Annotated in this window: 19 protein-coding genes; 9 read left to right on the top strand and 10 right to left on the bottom strand. The window is 58.0% G+C overall.

Annotated features, from left to right (window positions below):
• Positions 1–19: 19 nt before the first annotated feature.
• The 3 genes from FHS18_RS21315 to FHS18_RS21325 all read right to left on the bottom strand — a co-directional run bounded on the left by FHS18_RS21315 (position 20) and on the right by FHS18_RS21325 (position 4,041).
• Entirely contained in the window at positions 20–1,396 is a 1,377-nt protein-coding gene (locus tag FHS18_RS21315; protein WP_183602381.1) for an extracellular solute-binding protein, read from the bottom strand.
• Positions 1,397–1,516: 120 nt separating this feature from the next.
• A complete protein-coding gene (locus FHS18_RS21320) occupies positions 1,517–2,308 on the bottom strand; it encodes a response regulator transcription factor (RefSeq protein WP_183602383.1) in 792 nt (263 codons plus the stop codon).
• Entirely contained in the window at positions 2,308–4,041 is a 1,734-nt protein-coding gene (locus tag FHS18_RS21325; RefSeq protein ID WP_183602385.1) for a cache domain-containing sensor histidine kinase, read from the bottom strand. Before FHS18_RS21325 ends, FHS18_RS21320 begins: the two co-directional genes overlap by 1 nt.
• 133 nt (positions 4,042–4,174) lie before the next feature.
• Between FHS18_RS21325 and FHS18_RS21330 the strand changes: the two genes are divergently transcribed.
• The 5 genes from FHS18_RS21330 to FHS18_RS21350 all read left to right on the top strand — a co-directional run bounded on the left by FHS18_RS21330 (position 4,175) and on the right by FHS18_RS21350 (position 8,096).
• Positions 4,175–4,417, top strand: a complete 243-nt coding sequence (locus FHS18_RS21330; RefSeq protein WP_183602387.1) for an alpha/beta fold hydrolase — start codon at positions 4,175–4,177, stop codon at positions 4,415–4,417.
• A 164-nt stretch (positions 4,418–4,581) separates the two neighbouring features.
• On the top strand, positions 4,582–4,968 hold the full coding sequence (locus FHS18_RS21335; protein ID WP_183602389.1) for an alpha/beta fold hydrolase: 387 nt from the start codon (positions 4,582–4,584) through the stop codon (positions 4,966–4,968).
• Between the two features lie 348 nt (positions 4,969–5,316).
• Positions 5,317–6,123, top strand: a complete 807-nt coding sequence (locus tag FHS18_RS21340) for an aminoglycoside adenylyltransferase domain-containing protein (RefSeq protein ID WP_183602391.1) — start codon at positions 5,317–5,319, stop codon at positions 6,121–6,123.
• A gap of 71 nt (positions 6,124–6,194) precedes the next feature.
• Positions 6,195–6,920, top strand: a complete 726-nt coding sequence (locus tag FHS18_RS21345; RefSeq protein ID WP_183602393.1) for a DUF421 domain-containing protein — start codon at positions 6,195–6,197, stop codon at positions 6,918–6,920.
• Between the two features lie 195 nt (positions 6,921–7,115).
• Complete coding sequence (locus FHS18_RS21350) at positions 7,116–8,096, top strand: alpha/beta hydrolase (RefSeq protein WP_183602477.1); 981 nt, start codon at positions 7,116–7,118, stop codon at positions 8,094–8,096.
• A gap of 149 nt (positions 8,097–8,245) precedes the next feature.
• Here FHS18_RS21350 and FHS18_RS21355 read toward each other — a convergent pair whose 3' ends face one another.
• Positions 8,246–9,634, bottom strand: a complete 1,389-nt coding sequence (locus FHS18_RS21355; protein WP_183602478.1) for an amino acid permease — start codon at positions 9,632–9,634, stop codon at positions 8,246–8,248.
• A 460-nt stretch (positions 9,635–10,094) separates the two neighbouring features.
• Between FHS18_RS21355 and FHS18_RS34555 the strand changes: the two genes are divergently transcribed.
• Together FHS18_RS34555 and FHS18_RS21365 are read left to right on the top strand one after the other, a co-directional pair.
• Positions 10,095–12,461, top strand: coding sequence for a multicopper oxidase domain-containing protein (locus FHS18_RS34555; RefSeq protein WP_183602394.1), 2,367 nt, complete (start codon positions 10,095–10,097; stop codon positions 12,459–12,461).
• A gap of 254 nt (positions 12,462–12,715) precedes the next feature.
• Positions 12,716–14,008, top strand: coding sequence for a glycoside hydrolase family 18 protein (locus FHS18_RS21365; RefSeq protein ID WP_183602396.1), 1,293 nt, complete (start codon positions 12,716–12,718; stop codon positions 14,006–14,008).
• 76 nt (positions 14,009–14,084) lie between these two features.
• Here FHS18_RS21365 and FHS18_RS21370 read toward each other — a convergent pair whose 3' ends face one another.
• The gene (locus FHS18_RS21370) at positions 14,085–15,368 is read right to left on the bottom strand and encodes a hypothetical protein (protein ID WP_221401414.1); all 1,284 of its coding nucleotides are present in this window, start codon (positions 15,366–15,368) and stop codon (positions 14,085–14,087) included.
• 118 nt (positions 15,369–15,486) lie between these two features.
• On the bottom strand, positions 15,487–15,816 hold the full coding sequence (locus tag FHS18_RS21375) for a YnfA family protein (protein ID WP_183602399.1): 330 nt from the start codon (positions 15,814–15,816) through the stop codon (positions 15,487–15,489).
• 489 nt (positions 15,817–16,305) lie between these two features.
• On the opposite strand from FHS18_RS21375, the gene FHS18_RS21380 reads away from it, so the two are divergent.
• On the top strand, positions 16,306–17,034 hold the full coding sequence (locus FHS18_RS21380; RefSeq protein WP_183602400.1) for a DsbA family protein: 729 nt from the start codon (positions 16,306–16,308) through the stop codon (positions 17,032–17,034).
• Entirely contained in the window at positions 17,031–17,480 is a 450-nt protein-coding gene (locus FHS18_RS21385; protein ID WP_183602402.1) for a disulfide oxidoreductase, read from the top strand. The genes FHS18_RS21380 and FHS18_RS21385 overlap by 4 nt, the downstream gene beginning before the upstream one ends.
• A gap of 93 nt (positions 17,481–17,573) precedes the next feature.
• Here the strand turns inward: FHS18_RS21385 and FHS18_RS21390 are convergent, their stop codons facing one another.
• From FHS18_RS21390 to FHS18_RS21405, 4 genes are all read right to left on the bottom strand, one after another.
• A complete protein-coding gene (locus FHS18_RS21390) occupies positions 17,574–18,428 on the bottom strand; it encodes a hypothetical protein (protein ID WP_183602403.1) in 855 nt (284 codons plus the stop codon).
• A 15-nt stretch (positions 18,429–18,443) separates the two neighbouring features.
• The gene (locus tag FHS18_RS21395) at positions 18,444–20,642 is read right to left on the bottom strand and encodes a heavy metal translocating P-type ATPase (protein WP_246427823.1); all 2,199 of its coding nucleotides are present in this window, start codon (positions 20,640–20,642) and stop codon (positions 18,444–18,446) included.
• A gap of 194 nt (positions 20,643–20,836) precedes the next feature.
• A complete protein-coding gene (gene copZ, locus FHS18_RS21400; protein ID WP_183602406.1) occupies positions 20,837–21,040 on the bottom strand; it encodes a copper chaperone CopZ in 204 nt (67 codons plus the stop codon).
• 19 nt (positions 21,041–21,059) lie between these two features.
• Positions 21,060–21,422 (bottom strand): metal-sensitive transcriptional regulator, encoded by a 363-nt coding sequence (locus FHS18_RS21405; RefSeq protein ID WP_183602407.1) that lies wholly within the window; start codon positions 21,420–21,422, stop codon positions 21,060–21,062.
• Positions 21,423–21,626: the final 204 nt, after the last annotated feature.

Consider the following 21,626-nt stretch of genomic DNA (forward strand, 5'->3'; position numbering starts at 1 on the left):
GCTTGTAGAACGTCCTCGCTTATTTGCCCGCTTCCTGCGCCAGCGCCTCTTCATGGGCCTTGGCGTAATCGGCCGGCGTTACCTGCTTGCCGAACAGCGCCTGGATGCTGTTCAGGTGAACCTGCGCCACGGCCGGGCTCATCTGCACGTCCGCGAACAGCGTAATGTTGCTCGCTTTGCCCAGCTCGTTGAGGATATCGATGTACATCTGCGGCAGATCGACCTTCGACGTATCGACCTTCGTAGCCGGGATGACGCCGGCCTTGGTCACCGATTGCTCGCCCCACTTCTCCACGAAGAACTTCACGAATTTCTTCGCTTCTTCCTTCACCTTGGAGTTCTCGGCCACGAACAACCCTACGCCCGGACCACCGACCCAGCTGTCGATGTCGCCCTTGCCGCCTTCGATCGTCGGGAATTTGAAGAAGCCGACGCTATCGCGGAATTCTTGCGGGATCGTCTCGTTCGTCGTGAAGTTCGGCAGTTCCCACGTACCCATCAGGTACATCGCCGCTTTGCCGTTCATGAATTCGGACTTGCCTTCGTCGTTGGAGAGGCCGTTGAAGCCTTTGTTGAACGCGTTCTTATCGACCAGCGCCTGCGCTTCTTCGGCCGCTTTCACAAGCGCAGGATCCTCGAAGGAACCGGTGCGGTTGATCGCGTTCTTCAACGTCTCCGGTCCGCCCAGACGGTCGGCCAGGTACATGTACCAGAGCGAGCCGGTCCAGCGGTCCTTGTTGCCGAGGGCGATCGGCGCTACGCCATTGCTTTGCAGCGTGTCGACGACCTTCTGGAAGTCGGCGTACGTCTGCGGCACTTCAAGATTGTATTTGGCGAAGATCGCCTTGTTGTAGTACACCGGCGTAATGTTCAGCTCGAGCGGCAGCGCGTACGTCTTGCCGTCCACCGCGTAAGCCTCGGTCGTGCCGGAGACGAACGAATCCTTCAGCCCGTCGCCGAGCACGTCGTCGAGCGGAGCGAACAGGGAACCTTTCACGTATGGCGTCAGGAAGCCCGCCGCCCATGTCATACCAATGTCCGGCAGATCGTTCGAAGCCGAGAGCACCTTCAGCTTGTTCTTGTACTGCTCGTTCTCGAGAATCTCTTGCTTGATCGTGACATTCGGATTCGCCGTCTGGTATTCGTTAATGATGTCATTGACGATCATGTTCTGCTGCTTGGAGCTACCGGCGGGCCACAGGTGCATCATCTTCAGCGTGACCTTCTCCGCGGAACCTCCGCCCGTGTTCGTGCTGCTATTGGCCGGCGCGTTGCCGCCCGTATTCGTATTGCCCGCGTTCTCGCTGCTGCCTGCATTGTTGCTGCCGCAGCCCGTAAGCGCGACTGCAGATGCCAGCGCTACGGTCAGGGCAACGGTCATTGTCTTCTTTTTCATTGTGTTCTTCTCCCCTTTGTCGCTAAGGATAGCGGTTACATTTCCAATGATAGCGCTTAAGAGGTAATGAGATAAGGTAACGGCGATCAGGGAAAAGTTCGTTATTTTTAGGTGGAGGACCTATATATTGTCCCCTTCCGACAGGTTCTTACGATATTGGCTGGGGGTTATGCCCTCGTATTCTTTGAACAGGGTAATAAAATATTTGGCCGTCTGGTAGCCGACCTCTTCGGCAACATCAGCGATCGGCAGCCCCGTCGAGTAGAGCAGTTTCTTGGCCGCCTGCATCTTGCTGCGCGCCACGAACTCGCTGAAGGTCATGCCCGTCTTCTCCTTGAACAGCGAGCTGAAGTAGCTGGCATTGAGATGGACATGCTCGGCCACCTCGCGCAGCGACAAGGGGGCCTTCACGTTCGCCTCGATGAACCGGATCGCCTCTTGCACCGGCTGGGGAACGAGACGATCCTCTTCCTTCATCTCGATCAGCTGCTTGTCCACGATTTTCTCCATCGCGCCCATCCGCCTGCGCCCTTCGCTCACGCGCAGCGCCTCTTCGACCGCCTCGAGCAGCTTCGTCTTCGTCACCGGCTTGAGCAAATAATTGACGACGCCAAGCCGGATCCCTTCCTGCGCATATTCGAACTCGGAATAGCCCGATAGCAGAATGACGACCGGTTCGCTGCCTTGCTTCTTAATCGCCTGAATCAGCTCGAGCCCGTTCATCTCCGGCATCCGGATATCCGTGAGCAGCAGATGGATCGGCCGGCTCGCGGCAAGTTCCAATGCCTCGTCACCGTTCTCGGCCGTCATAATCTCGCAGCTGCTGTCCGCCCAGGTTTCAAGCGTCTTCTTCAGCCCCTGCCTCGTTCGCGGTTCATCGTCGACAATCAGAATCGTTGTGCTGGTCTTCATCACGTACCTCCCGGTATCTCGAATTGAGCGATGGTGCCTTCGCCGAGCGCGCTCGTAATCTGCAGCCCTTCCAGCGCTTCGTCTTTGTAATATAACTGCAGCCGTTTGTTCACGTTCGCCAGCGCAAGGCCGCTTCCCTTGCCTGTCGTCAGTCCGCCCGTGGCGAGCGAGCGCATGAGGTCATGCACCATCTGCTGCTCCATGCCGGGGCCGTCGTCCTTCACCTGGACGAGCCAGCGGTCGCCGTCACCGATCCGCTGAATCACGAGCGATACCGCGCCGTGCCCCTTCTTGTTGCCGACGCCGTGCAGAATCGCGTTCTCCACGAGCGGCTGAATGAGCAGCTTCGGGATGCGGACGGCAAGACATTCGGAAGGAGCATCGATGTGCCAAGCCAGCTGATCGCCGAAACGCAGCTTCATCATTTGCATATAGCGTTCGATATGTTCCAGCTCGTCCTTCACCGTCACCCACTCGCTCTGGCTCTCGCTGCCGATCGTGTAGCGGAACAGCTCGGACATCGCCACGACGAGATCGGCGAGTTCCTCTTCGTCCTTCTCCTGCAAGGCCCAATAGAGCGCCTCGAGCGTGTTGTAGAGGAAGTGCGGATTGATCTGCGCTTGCAGCGCTTTGAGTTCCGTGCGGCTGCGGACGAGCTCTTTTTCATAGATGACCTGAATGAGATCGTTCATATGGCCGACCAGCTGGTTGTACGTCTTCGTCAACTCGTTCAGCTCCACCGTCGACTGCATCTCCGGCGTGGGACGCAGTTCGCCAAGGCGCGCCCCGCGCATCGTCTTGATCAGACGCAGAATCGGCCTCGTAATCATCGCCGACAAGAAGAACGAGCAGATGAGACAGATGAGGAAGCCGACTACCCCCGAAACGACAATCGCTGTGCGGAGGACATTAATGCCTTCCGTCAGGCTGCTGACCGGCGAGAGAATGACGAGCTGCCAGTCCGTCAGCCCGGAGGTTTGCCGTACCTGGATGTACGATTCTCCGCCGATGGTCAGCTTCTGCTGCGCGTCTGCCTGCAACTTTACGGATGCCGCGCTATAGTTGGACGAGATTAGCCCACCTTTCTGATCATAGAGCATCATGTATTCGCGGCGGCCATCGGTATCGTCCCCGCCCAAGTCGAAATATCCGCGATTGATCCGCATGAGCAAATAACCGCCGTGATCGAACCAGCGATCCATCAGCCGGACTTGTCGGACGGCCAAGAAGTAAGACGGATCCCGCGGGTCATCGCCGATCCACACGAGCCGTCCCTTCGCCTCATCGGCCAGCCGCACAGGATCCGGCCCGACCCGGGTGAGCAGCGTCGTCTCATCGAGCGGGAATAAGCTGCGGTAGTCTTTCGTGTACAGGTCAAAAGCGTGAATGCCGTCCGAGTACACCTGGAACGTGCTTACGCTCTGCATCAGCGACTGCCGCTGCTTGAGGCTCGATGGCTGCCCTTTCGCCTCCTGCATGAGCAGCTGCTGCACCTCCGTTGTCGTCATCACTTGGCTGGATAGCATGTCCACCTGCCGATAAAGCGTTTCCAAACGACCGACCGCTTCGATCGCCGTCTGCTGCAGCTGGCGCTCCGCGTTGTTCGTGATGAGCACCGATACGCGGTTGTATGTCACGAGCCCCACGAAGCACAGGACAAGCGCCATTACGAGCAGGCACACCGCCAAGATCTGGTTGCGCAAGGTATTGTAGTTCTGAAGCCAAGCTCGCATGTTGATCCCCTTTCGCCTGACAGCGCTTCATTCGTTAATGTGGTTTATTATAGTGTCGGGCTCATGGCTAAGACAAGAGCCTCCGGGAACCCTAATTTAACAGACAGCGAAAGACATAACCAAGGGGGCAGCGATGGATTTTCAGTTCTTCACGACAGACGACCAGGTCAAACTGGCTTACGCGGTGCAAGGGACAGGCCGGCCGATTGTGTTCGTATCCGGTTACAGCGCGGCTGGAGAGCTCTGGTTCTCTCAGGTGAAAGCCTGCGTTCAAGCCGGATTCCAGGCGATCGTGTTCGACCGGCGCAGCCACGGCTATTCCGATAATCCCGCCTATGGGCAGAGCATGCAGCGGCATGGCGAAGACTTGCATTAGCTCATTGGGCATCTGCGGCTTGTGAAGCCGATTCTAGTGGGGCAGTCTATGGGGGCATCCACTGTTTTTTCGTATCTGAATCAGTACGGGGAAGCGAACGTCAGCGCCGTCATCGACGTCGATCAGACGCCGAAAATCATCATGACGCGCATTGGAAGCACGGGATGTATGACTCGGAGGAGATGGACTTCGAGCATTACCTGGACCGCGAGCTCCCTTCTCCTTTTTATAAAAGAGTGCCGCTAGGCGTCGTCATTCGCGTGCTGCTGCTGAGCCGAAAGCTGCCCAAATTCGACTTCGTGACCACCAAACCGCTGTTCCTCGATCATGTTCGCTCCGACTGGCGCCCTGTTCTGGAGACGTTGACGATCCCCATTCTCTTCCTTGCTGGCGCGCAAAGTCCGATGTGGCCCCCCAGCCACGCCGAAGCCACCGCGGCGCTATGCCGTAACGCTACCGTTCGCATTATAGACAATGCCGGGCATGCCGTTAACTTGGAGCAGCCTAAGGCGAGCAACGAGGCGATACTTCAGTTCATCCAGCGAATCTAGCGTGCTAACTGGGGCAAGTGTGCGGTTATGAGAACAGTCTAATCGGCTTGAACGAAATCTTAATGTTAGCCTCATAAGCGCTTCAGATTACGTTAAGGTTGTCCGCTTATACTTGGTTTCAACGACCCCCCTTTATTATATAGTTCGACTTGAACCCGCCTCCGCAGCGGGTTATTTTTTCGCCCTGATTTCTATCGAAGGCAGCTCTGCCGCCATGTTTACAACCTTTTAGTGAATATTTGCGCAGGATTGTTAGATCCGCCCAACGAATAGAGCATCAAACGATGTGCTGCGGCGAAGATCCGCTGACGTAATCGTCGTGTTCATTCATCGGCAAGAGGTGATCGGATGCAGCCTCCTGTAATTCCATTCCGGATTTCGGCGGGATGGCAGGATTCCAATGTCAATGAAATGCTGCGAGTTCTGCTGCAAGGCATGCAAGAGCTCCTTGACGATAATCTCGTCGGGGTGTATCTGCGGGGCTCGCTCGCTTTAGGCGATTTTGATCCCGCGACAAGCGACGTTGATTTCTTGGCCGCGACTCAAATTCCCGTGACGGATGCAGCCTTGGCGGCGCTCGTGGATTTTCATAACCGACTCGCGAAGTTTCCCAACCCCTATGCGAACGAGTTGGAAGGCGCGTATATCGACCTGGAAGGACTGCGGCGTTTTCAGCCAGGGCAGCCCTATCCCACGTTATACCGCGGGGAAGGTCTACAGGTGACCAGGCATCAATCGAACTGGGTACTCGAACGATGGACGGTTCGCGAGCATGGCCTTACGCTCCTCGGACCGGATCCGCAACAGCTGATCGACCCTATTCCCGCAGAACGGCTCCGCGCCGCCGTCTCCCTTCGATTGCGCGATTGGGCGGACTGGTGCAGCCAAGTCGATGACCCTGCATGGCAATTGCCGCTGAGCCATAAAGCTTATGTGATTGAGACGATGTGCCGAGTCCTCTATACGCTGGCTAATGGAGAGATCTGCAGTAAACCGCATGCTGTTGCATGGGCATTAAGCACGCTTCCGGAGCCATGGCGTTCCCTGGTGGAACGGTCGCAATGCTGGCGAACGGACACCTTAACCACACCTGATGATCCACTCATCGCTGAAGTGAGACGATTCCTGCTGTGGGTGACTGCCCAGGGGGCATAAACACAATGCCAAGGTATAAATTCGAATCGAGGTAGCACTCTAATTGCAGTTCCGTTAGCAGGAGGTTACCTATGTCCGAACATATACAGATTTTGATCCGCAGCATATCCGCTTTCGCGCTATTGCTTATCATTACGAGGCTAATAGGCAAACAAACCCTTTCTAACATGAACATTCATGACTTTGTGACCGCGGTTATATTAGGTGCCATCTCCGCGAACTTTGCCTTCAACGAAAAAATCAATCCGTCCCATTTGCTTATCTCCTTAGCCGTTTTCACCGTTACTTCTTGGCTCATGTCGGTGCTCACGCTAAAGAGCCGCCGCTCGGAAAAGCTGCTGTTCGGCAAGCCTTCCATTCTGATCGAAGGCGGGAAATTGCTAGAGGGCAACATGAAGAAGAGCAAGTATACGCTAGGCTCGCTCAACGAGATGCTTCGTGAAAAAGATATTTTCGATATCGCCGAAGTCGAGTACGCCGTGCTCGAAAACAACGGCAAACTCTCCGTGCTCAAAAAGAAAGAGCACCGGACGCTTACCCTCCAAGATTTTCTGTCGCACTCCAGCGGTGCCGCAGCGCCTGCTCCTAAATCCAACTACCCTGTTGAATTCATTCTGGAGGGTAAACTGATTCCGGAACAATTGAAGAGAGCCCATCTTGCACAGCATGCGATCGAAGAGGCCGTAAGGAAGAAGGGACATACGATGGCGGACGTCTTTTATGCTGTGCAGGGAACGGACGGTGGATTGTATTTCGATTTTTACGATGATAAGTTACGGCAGCCAGTGGAGCTCTAAATGGAATCGGCACCGATCAAGGACGATGACTCGGGCGGCAAACGAAGATGCATAGCTCGCAAGATCTAGCACACCTTAATTAGGTATACACTATCTCGCGATCAAAGGATGAACCGACCTATGCATTGGACTAGCAAGAAGCTTGCAGCCGTCTGCTGTACGGTAATGTTAGGTACGGCGTTATTCGCTAGCAGCATGGCGGCAGCCAACCCGCAAGTAACGCCGCACACCGTCAATGACGTAGTGCTGGAGCCCGAAGCCAAGAAGGTGACCGAGGCGACCAAGGCCCCGCCCTATACGTACGATCTTGGTCCGCAAAAAGCGCGCAAGCAGCTGGACAAGCTGCAGTCAAGGAAAGTCAGCCTGCTGCCTGCGGATATTCATCATGTGAAGGTCAAAGGCGGACCGTCCGGGAATGTATCGCTGACGATCGTTCGGCCGCAACAGAACAAAGCCAATCTGCCTGTCGTGCTCTACACCCACGGAGGCGGCTGGGTGCTCGGAAACTTCGGCACGCATGAGCGGCTGGTTCGCGAACTTGCGGTCCGTTCGAATGCGGTCGTCGTCTTCGTGAACTACAGCCTGTCTCCGGAAGCCAAGTATCCGACCGCCATCGAAGAAGTATACGCTGCCTTGGAGTGGGTGGCGAAGAGTGGCGGCAAGCACGGCATGGATCCGACCAAAATCATCGTCGCTGGCGATAGCGTAGGCGGCAATATGACCGCGGCCGTCGCCATTATGTCCAAGGAGCGCGGAGGACCGAAGATCGCCAAGCAGCTCATGTTCTACCCGGTCACGGATGCCGCCTTCGACACGCCTTCGTACAAACAGTTTGCTGAAGGGTACTATCTTCGCCGCGACGTCATGCAGTGGTTCTGGGACCAATACACGACGGATCCGGCGCAAAGAGCGCAGATTACGGCGTCACCGCTCCGCGCGACGACCGAGCAGCTGGAAGGATTGCCGCCCGCGATGATCATCACGGGCCAAGCGGACGTCCTCCGCGATGAAGGCGAAGCGTATGCGAACAAGCTGCGGCAAGCAGGCGTATGCGTGGCTCAGGCGCGAATACAGGGCACGATCCATGACTTCGTCATGCTGAATTCGCTTAGCAGTACGGCCGCCACCCGCAGCGCGATGTCTCTCGCGGTCTCCTTCATCCGCTGCGATATTTAATTTCACGTTCAATCTGCCATGCCACCGCTCTTCTCTAGAGCGGTTTTTCGTGTTGCGGCGGGAGCGAAAAAAGACCGTCCCATCATCACCGCAGTGACGGATGGAACAGCCTATATTATCTCTCTCGTTCTTCGCTGACGCTCGCGAATTTACCTCGACACGTCCGTGTCCAGATCGCATTCCGACAGCTTCAGCAGCTTGGTGCGATGCTTCCACTTATGTCCGAGCCAGATCGCAAGGAACAGCGGGATGCCCACGTAGGAAGCGAACAGGTACGGCCAGTCGACTTCGCCGTCTGCGTAGGCGCCGTAGCTTTGGCCGATAATGACGATGATACAGAGGATCATCGCCAGGATCGGGCCGAGCGGGAACCATTTGGCCCTGTAAGGCAGGTCCGCAAGCGATTTGCCCTGGGCGAGATACGCGCGGCGGAAGCGGTAGTGGCTGATCGCAATGCCCAGCCATACGATGAAGCCGGACATCCCCGAAGCGTTAAGCAGCCAAACGTAGACGTCGCCGTCCCCGAACAGGGAGGAGAAGAAGGCCAACGTGCCGACGGCCGCGGTCGCCAAGAGCGCCATGATCGGTACGCCGCGCTTGTTTAAGCGAGCCAGGAACCGCGGCGCTTTGCCTTCCTTGGCCAGTACCCAGAGCATCCGCGTCGAAGCGTACATGCCGGAGTTGCCGGCCGACAGCACCGAAGTCAGAATGACCGCGTTCATGACCGAGGCTGCGATCGAGAGACCCGCTTTTTCAAAAATGATCGTGAACGGACTTGTCGCTACCGTATCGCCCGCCAACTGCTCGTCCGTATACGGAATAAGCAAGCCGATGACGAGAATCGCGAGAATGTAGAACAATAGAATGCGCCAGAACACGGAACGGATCGCGCGCGGGATGCTCGAGCGCGGGTTCTCGCTCTCGCCTGCCGTAACGCCGACGAGCTCCGTGCCCTGGAACGAGAAGCCGGCCGCCATGAAGACGCCGAGCGTCGCCAGGAACCCGCCCGGGAACGGGGTTTCCGTCAGATTCTTGAATCCGACGCTCTCGCCGCCCCAGATGCCGATCAACATCAGGATACCGACGCCGATGAAGACGATGACGGTAATGATTTTGATCATCGCGAACCAATATTCGGACTCGCCGTAGCCTTTGACCGAGAGCAGGTTAAGCCCCACCATCAGGATGAGGAATAACGCGCACCACAGGAAGGACGAGCTGTCCGGGAACCAGAATTTCATTATCATCGTCGCCGCCGACAACTCGGCCGCAATCGTGATCGCCCAGTTGTACCAATAATTCCAACCGAGTGCGAAGCCGAAGGACGGATCGACGAACCGGTTCGCATACGTGCTGAACGTACCGGATACCGGCATGTAGGTAGCCATCTCGCCCAGGCTTGTCATGAGAAAATAAACCATGATGCCGATCAGCAAGTACGCTACGAGCGCACCGCCGCTGCCCGCCGAATGGATCGCGCCGCCGCTGGCCAGGAACAGGCCTGTCCCGATCGAACCGCCGAGCGAGATCATCGCCATATGGCGGGATTTGAGCCCTCTGCGCAGCGTGCCGCCTTCATCGCTCTTCTGCTGCTGTTGTGAATTCACGTGCAAGTTCACACTCCTCTAGTTGCTTGTACGTCTATTCGTGAAGTTGGGGAGTGAGAGAAAGTCTCCTCTTATCGTCCACTTTCGATAACGCATTTTGAACCCATATATTGTAGAAAATTTAGCGCGGTAAAGCAACTGTAAATTCCTTCAAAGCCTTACTTCCTATCCCCTCCCCCATCGCAAGTCTAGGACACAAACCATTCCGCGGCCCGTTCCTGGCCCTCGCCTGGGACCGTACACTTAAGAGCATAAAGTTCGACATGCGACGACTGCACCCGGCACGCATCATTGCGCCGCGATTAGAGCCTAAGGTCTTAGATGCAGCTTGGTCTTGCGGGCGGCGTACTGTTCGTCTGTTCGCTTCATACATTGGGGAGGTTGTTTGTTCGTGTATAGTTTACTTGTTGGTTTAACACTTATACCGCCAATTCTATTAATCGTGTTTGGCTGGATTGCCGGGACGAAGGCTTCGCGCCTGCTATTCAGCCCATCGGCGCCGCTGATGCGCAAGAAAGCACGGAAACTGATCAGCTGGACGTTCATCCTGACGATCCCCGCAGCGGCTTCATGCACGGGAGCCGCGCTGCTGATGCTGGATTACGATCCCGTCTATTGGCAGGATCGGGTATACGTACAGGCGCCGCTCGTCGCGCTGCCGCTAATCGCCGCTTGGTTCATTGCCGTTCCTAGGCTGCTCCTGCTGCGCCGGGAGTTGTCGCGTTACGAGGCCGAAGCGCCGCTGATGGCGCAGACACGGGCCAAAGCCGCTCATCCCGGCATCGTCGTCCCCTTCCAGGCTTCCGCTTGGGGAGGCGCTGCCGTACTCTTCATCGCGCTTATCATGCCCGCTCCGATCGATTGGCTGAGCACCGCATTCCCGGCCGCGCTCACGCTGCTCGTCTGGTACGTCCTCTGGATCCGGCATGGCCGCCGTTCCCATAAGGCGTCGAACCCGGAAGCGGTCCTGATCTCCCGGCCTTGGCGCAGCGCGTTCGGCGGCTTGGGCGTCGCCCTGTTCTTATCGGCGATTATGGGTCTATTCGTCTATTTGGCTTACGAGAACAGCCGCTTGCCGAGCCGAATCGATATGGCTTCAGGCGAGGCGGATTTCGGCGGGGGCAGCGAGCTTGCGCATGTCCATGACGGCAGTGAAGTTCCGGAAGGCCTGCGCGTCATCTCGGTATCCGACTTGACCGGCCCGCAGGACGGCGAGCCGGATCAGACGTTTACCCTGACGGCAGAGAAGAAGAACGTTACGCTCAGCTCCGGCACAATGGTCGAAGCCTGGACGTTCAACGGGCAGATTCCCGGTCCGCAACTGCGGGTCAAACAAGGCGAGCTGGTCGAAGTGACGCTCGTGAACCGGGATATTGAGGACGGCGCGACGATCCACTGGCACGGACTTGACGTACCGAACGCCGAGGATGGCGTAGCCGGCGCGACGCAGGATGCGGTCATGCCGGGACAGACGCACACGTACCGTTTTGTCGCGGAACAGACGGGGACATTCTGGTATCACTCCCATCAGCATTCGAGAGAGGCCGTCTCGAAGGGGCTGTTCGGATCGCTCATCGTCGAGCCGGCTGACCTTGTTCAACCTGAACCCGACACGGACACGGATGCGGCTGTAGACGAAGAACAGCTTGAAGCCGATGGCCTAACCGAACCGGAGATCAACGAACCCGCGGCGGAGTCCGGATCTGACGCCGGCGATGAAATTCTCGCCGGGGCGGACGGTCTGAATAGCGGACTGACGTTGGCCTCCCTGACGCTGACGGAGCAATCTTCTGCATGGACAGCTGAAGGCGAGGCCGCAGCCGAAACGGCGACTGAGGCCGAAACAGCTGAAGCGCCGGTTGAAGCAGTTGACGCAGCCGCTGCGGAAGAGCGCGATTTTACCGTCATGACCCATCTGTGGGGAAGTACGTTCGCGATCGGCGCGAATGACCAGGTGCAGCGCTTCGATGTCGCTCCCGGTACGCAAGTCCGGATGCGCCTCATTAATACCGACGATTGGGTTCGCCAGTCGTATATGCTTGTCGGCACCTCCTTCCAGGTCGCCGCAATTGACGGGACGGATCTCAATGCACCCGGCATGCTGACGAACGAAAAGCTGGTGCTGACCACAGGCGGACGGTACGATCTGACCTTCACGATGCCCGATGGCCCTGTCTACCTGAGCGTAGCCGGACGGGAAGATCTCGGTCTCTTCCTGAGCCCGGACGGCAACGGCGATATTCCGTCCATTCCCGCCATGAAGGCGTTCGACCCGCTTCATTACGGCGAGCCTTCGGAGACCGCTTTCGACGCGAACAGCACATTCGACCGGTCGTTCACGATGGTACTCGACAACATGCTCGGCTTCTACAACGGCACGTTCGACCAACTGTACACGATGAACGGCGAGGTGTTCCCGAACACGCCGATGTACATGGTGCGCGAAGGCGATCTTGTCAAAATGACGATCGTGAACCGCGGCATGGTCGACCACCCGATGCATCTGCACGGCCATCATGCGCTGGTCCTCTCCCGCAACGGCGAGCCTGCTGACGGCAGCGCATGGTGGACCGATACGCTGGACGTCCAGCCCGGCGAAACGTACGAGATCGCCTTCCGGGCCGACAATCCCGGCCTGTGGATGGACCATTGCCATAATCTCGTGCACGCCAAGGCCGGCATGTCGATGCACCTCATGTACGAAGGCATTGCCGCGCCTTACACGGTCGGCGAAGAAACGCAGAATCATCCGGAATAGCACATGTGCAGGGAAGGTCCGACGAGGGCCTTCCTTTTTGGTGTCGCCGGACAATGTGCCTCCTCTCCTTCACACGCGGCTCCCGGCACAAGATCAAGTATCATCGGCCGAGCTTCGTCCGGTTAACGTGAATTCACACCTTGCAAGATAGCAGTCATGGAGGCCACCGCTTGCGAATACGTTAGCTTAATATGGGCACTTGTCGATTACGGAAACGGAAAATCGCGGCCATTGCCGCATGAGGAGGAAAAAGCATGCAGATCCACGTCGTGCAGCCCGGACAATCGCTGTATGGCATTGCGCAGGCATATGGAACGAATGTGCAGACCATCGCGGAGGCAAACGAAATCAATCCGGCCAATTCGTTGGTCATCGGGCAGGCGCTCGTCATTCCGATCGTGGGACGTTATTATTTCGTGCAGCCAGGGGACTCGCTGACGACCATCGCCGCCCGCTTCGGCACCGACGCCGCCACGCTTGCCCGCATCAACAATTTGAATCAGCAGAACCAGCTGGTCGTCGGCCTGCGCCTGTACATACCGCCGCAGCCTAAGCGCAATGCCGAGGTGAACGCTTATGTGGAGCCGCGCGGCGAAACGGTTGCGCCTAACCTTGTCACCTCCGTTCAGGAAGCAGCTCCCCACCTGACGTATTTGGCGCCTTTCAGCTTCCGGATCAACCGGGACGGATCATTGACGCCGCCTCAGCTGGATAATTTCCGGGCGATTGCCGATCAGAACGGCGTTACCCTCATGATGGTCGTCACCAATCTGGAGAACGACCAGTTCAGCGCCGAGCTCGGCGAGATCATCCTCAATAATGAGACGGTGCAGAATCAGCTGCTCGACAACATTATCAGCACGGCGCAGCGCCTCGGTTTCCGCGACATTCACTTCGATATCGAGCATCTGCGTCCGGAGGACCGGGAAGCGTACAACCGTTTCCTGCGCAAAGCGGCAGCCCGGCTACATGCGCAAGGCTACCTCATCTCGACGGCGCTTGCGCCGAAGACGAGCGCTTCGCAGACCGGCGAATGGTACACCGCGCACGATTATAAGGCACACGGCGAGATCGTCGATTTCGTCATCATTATGACCTACGAATGGGGCTACAGCGGCGGTCCCGCCATGCCGGTCTCGCCGATCGGCCCGGTGCGGCGCGTGCTCGAGTACGCCATCACGGAGATGCCGGCCAACAAGATTATGATGGGCCAAAATCTGTACGGCTACGACTGGACGCTGCCCTTCGTCCCGGGCGGTGCTTATGCGCGCGCGCTCAGTCCGCAGCAGGCGATCGACCTCGCCCGCCGCGAAAACTCGCGGATCGAGTACGACTACACGGCCCAAGCGCCGACCTTCCGTTATTGGGATGACAACCGGAAGGAGCACATCGTCTGGTTCGAGGACGCCCGCTCCATTCAGGCCAAGTTCGACCTGCTGAAAGAGCTAGGCTTGCGCGGCATCAGCTACTGGAAACTCGGGCTCAGCTTCCCGCAGAACTGGCTGCTGCTGGAGGATAATTTCAACGTGACGAAGCTGAATCGATAGAGAGAGGGCCACGCCTTCGCCTCATGATCGAACGACAAATAGCGGTCCCCGCTTCCGTACGGGACCGCTATTCTCGTTACGCTCGGCGCTTGTCAGCCGCGCCTCGGCCGCCCTGCTCGAGCGCCTCGATCATGCTGGCCAGCCGCTTAAGCAGCTGCACGATGTCGACGTAGGCCGCCGCCGTCAGCTTGGCCAGGTCGCCCGCCGACCGGGCGCGCAGCGCGGTGCGGCTGCCGGGCATCTCGTCGTCGCCAAAGCCGTCGAAGCTGCCGAGCCCCCGCGCATCGAACCGCGCCAGCTTGCTGATCGGCTTGCCCGCGGCAAGCAAATCGTACACCGCCGCCGTATCCGTTGGCTCCAGCAGGCGAAGCGCGCCTTTGGCCGGATTGCTCTCGAGCAGCGCATTCACCAGCTCGACGAGCGCGGTGTAATCCGCAAGCGACACGCCCTTGCCCTCAATATAGCCGCTGTCCTGCTCGAGCGAAGCGTCGAGGCTGCGATACAGCTCCTGCAGCGTGTACAGCGTCTCTTCCGTATCCAGTCCCAGGTCGGTATCGAGTTCGAGCAGCGATACACGCACCGTCTCCTGGCGGATGCTCGGCTGATACGCCTTGACGATCTCAAGCGTCGCCTCCGCCTTGATCGGGAGCTGGAAGACAGGCGGCTCTTTACCGTAGCGCTTCCTGAGCGCTTTGGACCATTTGCCCTCGTATACCGTGCCGCTCTCCGTCACGATCCGAAACAGACGTTTCTGCGCATCCATCGCGGTCAGCTTGCCTTCCATCTGCACCTCATCTGTCGTCTCGGTTACGCCTAGAACGTAATTCTTGCCCGCCTGAAGCTGCTCGCTTCTCAGCTCGACCTCAGACCGTTCGCCGCTAGGCGACTCCCATTCGAACCGGATCTCCGTCTGCGGCAGCTCCGCAAGCGCGGTCAATAACTCCCCATACGCCACGACTGTCCGTACGGCGGCCTTCTCCAAGCGGGCTTGCAGCCGCTGCACATCGACCGTATCGACCAGCAATTCCACAAGCCGCTGAATCGCCAAGGTCGCCGGGGTCATGCCGAATAGATCGGCAACCGCTTCTGTGCCGAGCAGCAGAGCAGCGTCGCGCCGTGCCAATACGCGAAGCGCATAATCGCGCACGACAACGCCCGGCGCCCGCTTGCTCTCTTCCTTCCAGCGCTCATCGAAGGTGCAGAGCGTATGTTGCAAAGCCTCTATGACAGGGTGCCATGCCTCAGCACCCTTACTATTCTCATCCGTTAACGCAGCCGCCCGCAGACGAATGACATCACGCCCGATATGGAGCGCTTCTGCGACGGCAGCCTCCCAAGATTGCTCAGACAGTGTCATCACCTCCGGCGTAATTCCAGACTGCTAGTTTTACTATAGTACATTTCCTATAGGTCAGACAAAAGGAAATATGCCGCCGTCCATCGCCCAACACGCCTCAACGCGTCAACAGCATGCAGGACTAACTTCCTCTTGGCGCCCACAGCATCACCGCTACGCCGACCAGGCAGATGATCGCGCCGATGATATCGTACTGATCCGGCGTTTTCTTATCGACGAGCCAGCCCCATATGACAGCCAGCGCAATGAAGACGCCGCCATACGCCGCATAGGTCCGCCCGAAGTTCGGAAAAGACTGCAGTGTAGGCAAAATGCCGTAAATGACCAGTGCGGCGCCGCCCGCGAGGCCGTACCAGATTGGCCGCGATTCGCGCAGCCATAGCCAGACCAAATAACCCCCGCCGATCTCGGCTAAACCGGCGAGAAGGAATAAGATAATATTCACAGCCACGTTCGCTTGTCCCCTTCAGACTCGTTTTGAGTTCGATTATAGTATGCGGGCTCCCCAACTGGCCAGTCCGGCCAAGAGATCGACACGATTTAATCACCTGTTGCACGCATGATTTTAAGGATAAATTAAGGTGACGGACTCCAGTATCCGATATGATAGCCTTAAGACGCATCAAGGTGAACCGGCTGACGCCGTCTTTGATGGCGTATGCGCGGTTCATTCCGGAGAATCACCATCGCAGGTACCATTCGGGAGGGATGTCATGAACAGGTCCGCGCGCGAAGAAGCTGCAAGATGCCCACGCATACAGTCCCCGATCGAGGGGGGAATTGACGAACAGGCCTATTAACACTACAATTTGTAGTGTAGTATTCAAGCCCATATGCCGTCGTTAGCGAGACAACGTAACACTTGTGTTCGCAATTATAAGATTGGGGATCCAGCATCACCGATCTGACTTTATCCATCCATTCTCAGGAGGTTACCCCCATGCCGCAAGTTCAGAAAGCAAGCGTCAAAGCCAACAACAAACAGCATCGCCAGCAACAGGCCATCGCCAAAAAGCAGCGCATGCGCATCCTCATGTCGCTCACCGCAGTCGCTTTCATCGCGCTCATCGTCCTCGCCTTCGTGTTCCGGCCCAGCTCCACGATGGAATTCAACTATAGCGAGCTCCCGCTGAAGGGCGAAGCGAATGCGCCGGTGAAGATCGTCGAGTTCGGCGATTACAAATGCCCGGCTTGTCAGCAGTTCAGCCAGACGATCGTGAAGCAGCTCGAGCAGGATTATATCTCGACCGGCGACGTTGGCCTCTATTTCGTCAATGACACGATCATCGGACCGGACTCCTACACCGCCGCCTATGCCGCGCAGTCCGTTTTTCACCAGAACCCGGACGCGTTCTGGCCTTATTATGACGCGATCTACAGGAATCAGGGCAACGAGATGGAAGCATGGGCAACCGCCGATTACATGACGACGCTGGCGCAGAACGAGAAGATCGACGTCGATTACGACAAGCTGCGCAGCGACATCGAGAACGGAACTTACGCCGATGAGGTGGACAGCCACAACAAGCTGGCCAGCCAAGGGAATGTGCAAGCGACGCCGACGCTGTTCATCAATGGCGAGAAATTCGAGGACGTATTCGATTACGAAGCATTGAAAAAAGCGATTGAGAAAGCGAAATCCGAGGCGGCGTCCGCGGAGGCCGAATGATCCGAGCCTACTCGCTCTATCTTGCCTGGGTCGTCTCGCTGGTCGCCACGGGCGGCAGCCTGTTCCTCAGCGAAGTGATGGACTTCGAACCATGCAGGCTATGCTGGTTCCAGCGCATCTTCATGTACCCGCTCGTCATCTTGCTAGGGCGGGCCGCCTACAAGAACGACCGGGGCATTATCGGCTACACGCTGCCGCTCAGCATTATCGGCGGGTGTATCTCCCTCTATCATTATCTCGAGCAAAAGGTTCCGGGCATGGCCGACATCCTGCCTTGCACGCAAGGCGTTCCTTGCAACCAGGATTATCTCGACTGGTTCGGCTTCATTACGATCCCGTTCCTGGCGCTGATCGCCTTCATCCTCATCACGATCTTCCTCCTGCTCGCGCGGGGCGTTCAGGAAGAGGACAACCAAGAAGAGCAAAGCGCAAGCCAGGAAGCCTAAGAGCGGGCATCCCCCTTTATCGCAGCACGCCAAAAGCAGCAAGCCTCCATCGGCTTGCTGCTTTTGGCGTCTATAGCGGTAGGTGCGAGAATCTTACGGCACGTTCACGGTGAACGGAACGACGAACGTTTGGCCACCGCGCTGGAACTGGCCCCAAATCTTATACAGGCCGCTCTTCGGGAACGTCGTCTTGAAGGCAGCCTCCGGTCCTTGCGCCTTCTCGTCCACCGGATGGACGTGCAGATACTGCTCCGTATCCGCGCTTAGGATCACGACATGTCCCACCGCGCCCAAGTAAGGCTCCAGATCGGTAATCGGCTGCTTCGTCTTCGCATCGGTCAGCTGGAATTTCAAGTCCAGCTCCATATCCGCCATCAGATGGCCGAAGGAGAGCGTCGCCGTCACGCCGTCCACCGTCTTGGTGAGCGTCCGATCCGGCTCAATGGCCGCTTCCTTCGCGTCATCGCCCGCAATGGTGACCCAGCTGCTCTGCGAGACGGCGCCTCCTCCCGCCGGCATGTAATCGGCGATGAGCTTGTACTCGCCCGCCGACGGGAATACCGTCGACACTTCGAACTTCCCATCGCCCTTATGTTCCGGATGAATGTGGTTGAAGGTCGACAGATCCTTGCTGACGACGATCAGATGCATCTCCTTCTCATGGTTGATATCGAACTTCGTTACGGGCTTGCCGGCTTCATCCGTCACTTGAATCGTAATTCCGGTCTTCGATCCCGCTGCAGGCGCGGTGCTGGAGAACGTCCAGCCGGCCTTCGTCTGTACGCCGGCCTCTTCATCGCCATGGCTGTCTTCGTGACCGCCGTGAGCGCCATGGCCGCTTTCTTCGGTCATCGCTGTCTCATCATGGTTCTCGCTTTTCTTGGCGCAGCCTGAGGCGGCGCCAAGTACGAGCATGGCCGCGAGCGTGGTTAACAGTATTCGTCGCATCTTATTCGCTGCTCCTTATCGTCTGATTTGAACCCGCTGGAGCCGCAGCGCATTCAGCACGACGGACACCGAGCTGAGCGCCATCGCCGCTCCCGCCACCCACGGGGCGAGGAAGCCGCTGGCGGCTATCGGAATGCCGATCACGTTGTAGGCGAGTGCCCAGAACAGGTTCTGTTTGATATTTGCCATTGTTTTCCTACTAAGCAGTATGGCATCCGCAATGCCGTTTAAGTCATCGCGCATCAAAGTTACGTCCGCCGTTTCCATCGCGACATCCGTACCGCCGCCGATCGCCATGCCGACATCGGCCGTTGCCAAGGCAGGCGCGTCATTGATCCCGTCGCCGACCATCGCCACGATCTGACCTTGCTGCTGCAGCTTCTTCACTTCCGCGGCTTTGCCTTCCGGCAATACCTCTGCAAGCACGCGGTCGATGCCCGCCTCCTGCGCGATGGCCTTGGCGGTACGTTCGTTATCGCCCGTCATCATGACAACATCGATCCCCATGCCGCGCAGCCGCGCCACCGCTTCCTTGGACGTCTCGCGGATCGTATCGGCAACCGCCAACATCCCGGCCAGACGTCCGTCCACGGCGACGAGCATTGCGGTCCGACCGGTCTCTTCAAGCTCAGCCATCTCCGCCAGCAGCGCCGAAGCGTCTATCTGCCGGGCCATCATCAACTTGCGGGTGCCGATCAAGAGCTCGTGCCCCTCCACCGTCGCCTTAATGCCGTACCCCGGTATCGCTTCAAAATGGTCCACCGCCGCAAGCGCAATCCCCCGCTCGCGGATGCCCTCTACGATCGCCATCGCAAGCGGATGCTCCGAGTAACTCTCCGCCGCGCCGATCCAGGACATTAGGGCGTCCTTCTCCCAGCGCGTCAGCAGCTTCACGTTCGTCAGCTGCGGCTTGCCCTTGGTGACCGTGCCCGTCTTATCGAGCACGACGGTCGTGAGACGATGCGCAGCCTCCAGGTGCTCGCCGCCTTTGAACAGGATGCCAAGCTCCGCAGCGCGGCCGGAACCGGCCATAATCGAAGTCGGCGTGGCGAGCCCGAGCGCGCACGGGCAGGCAATGACGAGCACCGCGATCGCTTTCTCGAGCGCGCCGGGCAGATTGCCGGCGTCTACGCCGAAGTACCAGATGAGGAAGACGGCCGCCGCAATCGCAACGACGATCGGCACGAAGATGCCGGAGATCGCGTCGGCGATGCGCTGGATCGGCGCCTTCGAGCCCTGCGCTTCCTCGACGACGCGGATAATCTGGGCGAGCGCCGTCGCCTGGCCGACCTTCACCGCCTGCACGGTTAACGCCCCATTCTTGTTCAGCGTAGCCCCGATCGCCGTATCGCCTGCTTTCTTATCGACGGGCAGGCTCTCGCCTGTCAGCATCGACTCATCGACCGCCGATGTCCCTTCGATCACGATACCGTCCACGGGTATTTTCTCGCCGGGGCGTACGAGGAACACATCGCCGACGACCACCTGCTCGACCGGAATGTTCAGCTCCTGCCCGTCCCGGATGACGCGCGCCGTCTTGGCCTGCAGCCCCATCAGCTTCTTGATCGCCTCGGAGGAGCGTCCCTTCGCCAGCGCCTCGAACAGCTTGCCGAGCAGGATGAGCGTAATGAGCACCGCGCTGGTCTCGTAATACATGTCGACCTGCCCGTGATGATGCGGGTTCGCAGCTGCGTCGAGCGTCAGATACAAGCTGTAGAAGTAGGCCGCCGACGTGCCGAGCGCGACGAGAACGTCCATATTCGCGCTCCGGCTGCGAAGCGCTTTGTACGCTCCGATGTAGAAATGTCCGCCGATCACGAACTGCACCGGCGTCGCCAGCAACAGCTGGAACCACGGGTTCATGAATAGTTCCGGCACCCATAGCCAGGACGTGAACGTGAAATGCCCCGCCATTGCCCACAGCAGCGGCAGCGACAACAGCGCCGAGACAGCCAGCTTCAGCTGCTGCCTGCGGATCGCCGCCTTGCGATCCGCTGCTCCGTCCCGCTGCTCAGCCTTCGGCTTGGCATGATAGCCGAGCTGCTCGACCTTGCCCACGACCTGATCGACCGTCAGCGTCGGGGCGAATTCCACCTGAGCCGTCTCCATGGCAAAATTCACGGTCGCCCGCTGCATGCCCGGCATCCGGTTCAGTCCTTTCTCGATGCGATTGGCGCAGGCCGCGCAGGTCATGCCGGCGATATCGAGCGTCATGTGCTGCAGATCATTGGCCTCGGAATGATCGCCTGTCAATGTTGGCGTAGATTGTACGGTTGCCATAGGTATCACCTTATCCGTTTATTTATTTTATATACCCTAGTGGGGTATGTATGAGAGTGAAAGAAGGGAGCTGTCTGTTCGGACAGCTCCGTTATTAAGACATGAGACTGACTGTCGCAAGCCAATCCTTACACGACGTCGTAGCCTTGTTCCTCGATCGCGTCCTTAATGGCCGCAAGCGTCACTTTCTGGGCATCGAATTCAACCGAAACCGATTTGCTCGCCAGATCGACCTTCGCCGTCGCGCCGCCCAGTTTCTTGACCGCGCCTTCGACGGAAGCTACGCAATGTCCGCAGGACATGCCTTCCACCTTCAACGTTTGTTGCTGCATCGTATAACCCTCCGCTTCGTTACTTCATCAGTTTCTTGACGGTAATGAGCAGCTCATCAATAACCTCTTCGTCACCGGACTGAATCCGCTCGATGACGCAGCTCTTCATATGCCCTTCCAGGAGCAGCTTGCCGACGCTGTTGAGCGCCGATTGCGCCGCGGCAATCTGATTCAGCACATCGTCGCAATAGGCATCCCGCTCGATAAGCCCCTTTACCCCGCGAATCTGGCCTTCAATCCGGTTCAGCCGCGAGATCAGGTTGGACTTGGTCTTATCCGAATGATGGCTCTTGCGCTCGCTTCCGGCAGAATGAGTATGGCAGGTTGCCTGTTCGTCCTCGGCACACTGGGCTTCGGTCTGGATATCGTTGTCGTTATTCATAGCATGCTCACCTCGTATCCTCACTATACGATACCCCCGGTGGGTATGTCAACAAGGCGGATAGCCGAAATTTAATGGACTTGTCCAGGTCCCATCAGTACGTGGACATCCCGCAACTTGCAGGCCCGGCCTCTGCCCGTCATGCGCACAAACGCCCGAAGCCGCACGCCGGGTAATCGGTATGCGGCCTTAGCGTTTGGATAA

Source organism: Paenibacillus phyllosphaerae (assembly GCF_014192105.1).
In the GTDB taxonomy this organism is placed as follows: Bacteria; Bacillota; Bacilli; order Paenibacillales; family Paenibacillaceae; genus Paenibacillus_Z; species Paenibacillus_Z phyllosphaerae.

Excerpts from the sequence above, each read along its gene's own strand:
- FHS18_RS21345 (WP_183602393.1), top strand. The coding sequence starts at position 6,195 with ATGTCCGAACATATACAGATTTTGATCCGCAGCATATCCGCTTTCGCG.
- FHS18_RS21330 (WP_183602387.1), top strand. The coding sequence starts at position 4,175 with ATGGATTTTCAGTTCTTCACGACAGACGACCAGGTCAAACTGGCTTAC.
- FHS18_RS21325 (WP_183602385.1), bottom strand. The coding sequence starts at position 4,041 with ATGCGAGCTTGGCTTCAGAACTACAATACCTTGCGCAACCAGATCTTG.
- FHS18_RS21395 (WP_246427823.1), bottom strand. The coding sequence starts at position 20,642 with ATGACGCTCGATATCGCCGGCATGACCTGCGCGGCCTGCGCCAATCGC.
- FHS18_RS21350 (WP_183602477.1), top strand. The coding sequence starts at position 7,116 with ATGGCGGCAGCCAACCCGCAAGTAACGCCGCACACCGTCAATGACGTA.
- FHS18_RS21355 (WP_183602478.1), bottom strand. The coding sequence starts at position 9,634 with ATGGCGATGATCTCGCTCGGCGGTTCGATCGGGACAGGCCTGTTCCTG.
- FHS18_RS21320 (WP_183602383.1), bottom strand. The coding sequence starts at position 2,308 with ATGAAGACCAGCACAACGATTCTGATTGTCGACGATGAACCGCGAACG.
- copZ (WP_183602406.1), bottom strand. The coding sequence starts at position 21,040 with ATGCAGCAACAAACGTTGAAGGTGGAAGGCATGTCCTGCGGACATTGC.
- FHS18_RS21340 (WP_183602391.1), top strand. The coding sequence starts at position 5,317 with ATGCAGCCTCCTGTAATTCCATTCCGGATTTCGGCGGGATGGCAGGAT.
- FHS18_RS21390 (WP_183602403.1), bottom strand. The coding sequence starts at position 18,428 with ATGCGACGAATACTGTTAACCACGCTCGCGGCCATGCTCGTACTTGGC.
- FHS18_RS21315 (WP_183602381.1), bottom strand. The coding sequence starts at position 1,396 with ATGAAAAAGAAGACAATGACCGTTGCCCTGACCGTAGCGCTGGCATCT.
- FHS18_RS21365 (WP_183602396.1), top strand. The coding sequence starts at position 12,716 with ATGCAGATCCACGTCGTGCAGCCCGGACAATCGCTGTATGGCATTGCG.
- FHS18_RS21385 (WP_183602402.1), top strand. The coding sequence starts at position 17,031 with ATGATCCGAGCCTACTCGCTCTATCTTGCCTGGGTCGTCTCGCTGGTC.
- FHS18_RS21335 (WP_183602389.1), top strand. The coding sequence starts at position 4,582 with ATGTATGACTCGGAGGAGATGGACTTCGAGCATTACCTGGACCGCGAG.
- FHS18_RS21380 (WP_183602400.1), top strand. The coding sequence starts at position 16,306 with ATGCCGCAAGTTCAGAAAGCAAGCGTCAAAGCCAACAACAAACAGCAT.
- FHS18_RS21405 (WP_183602407.1), bottom strand. The coding sequence starts at position 21,422 with ATGAATAACGACAACGATATCCAGACCGAAGCCCAGTGTGCCGAGGAC.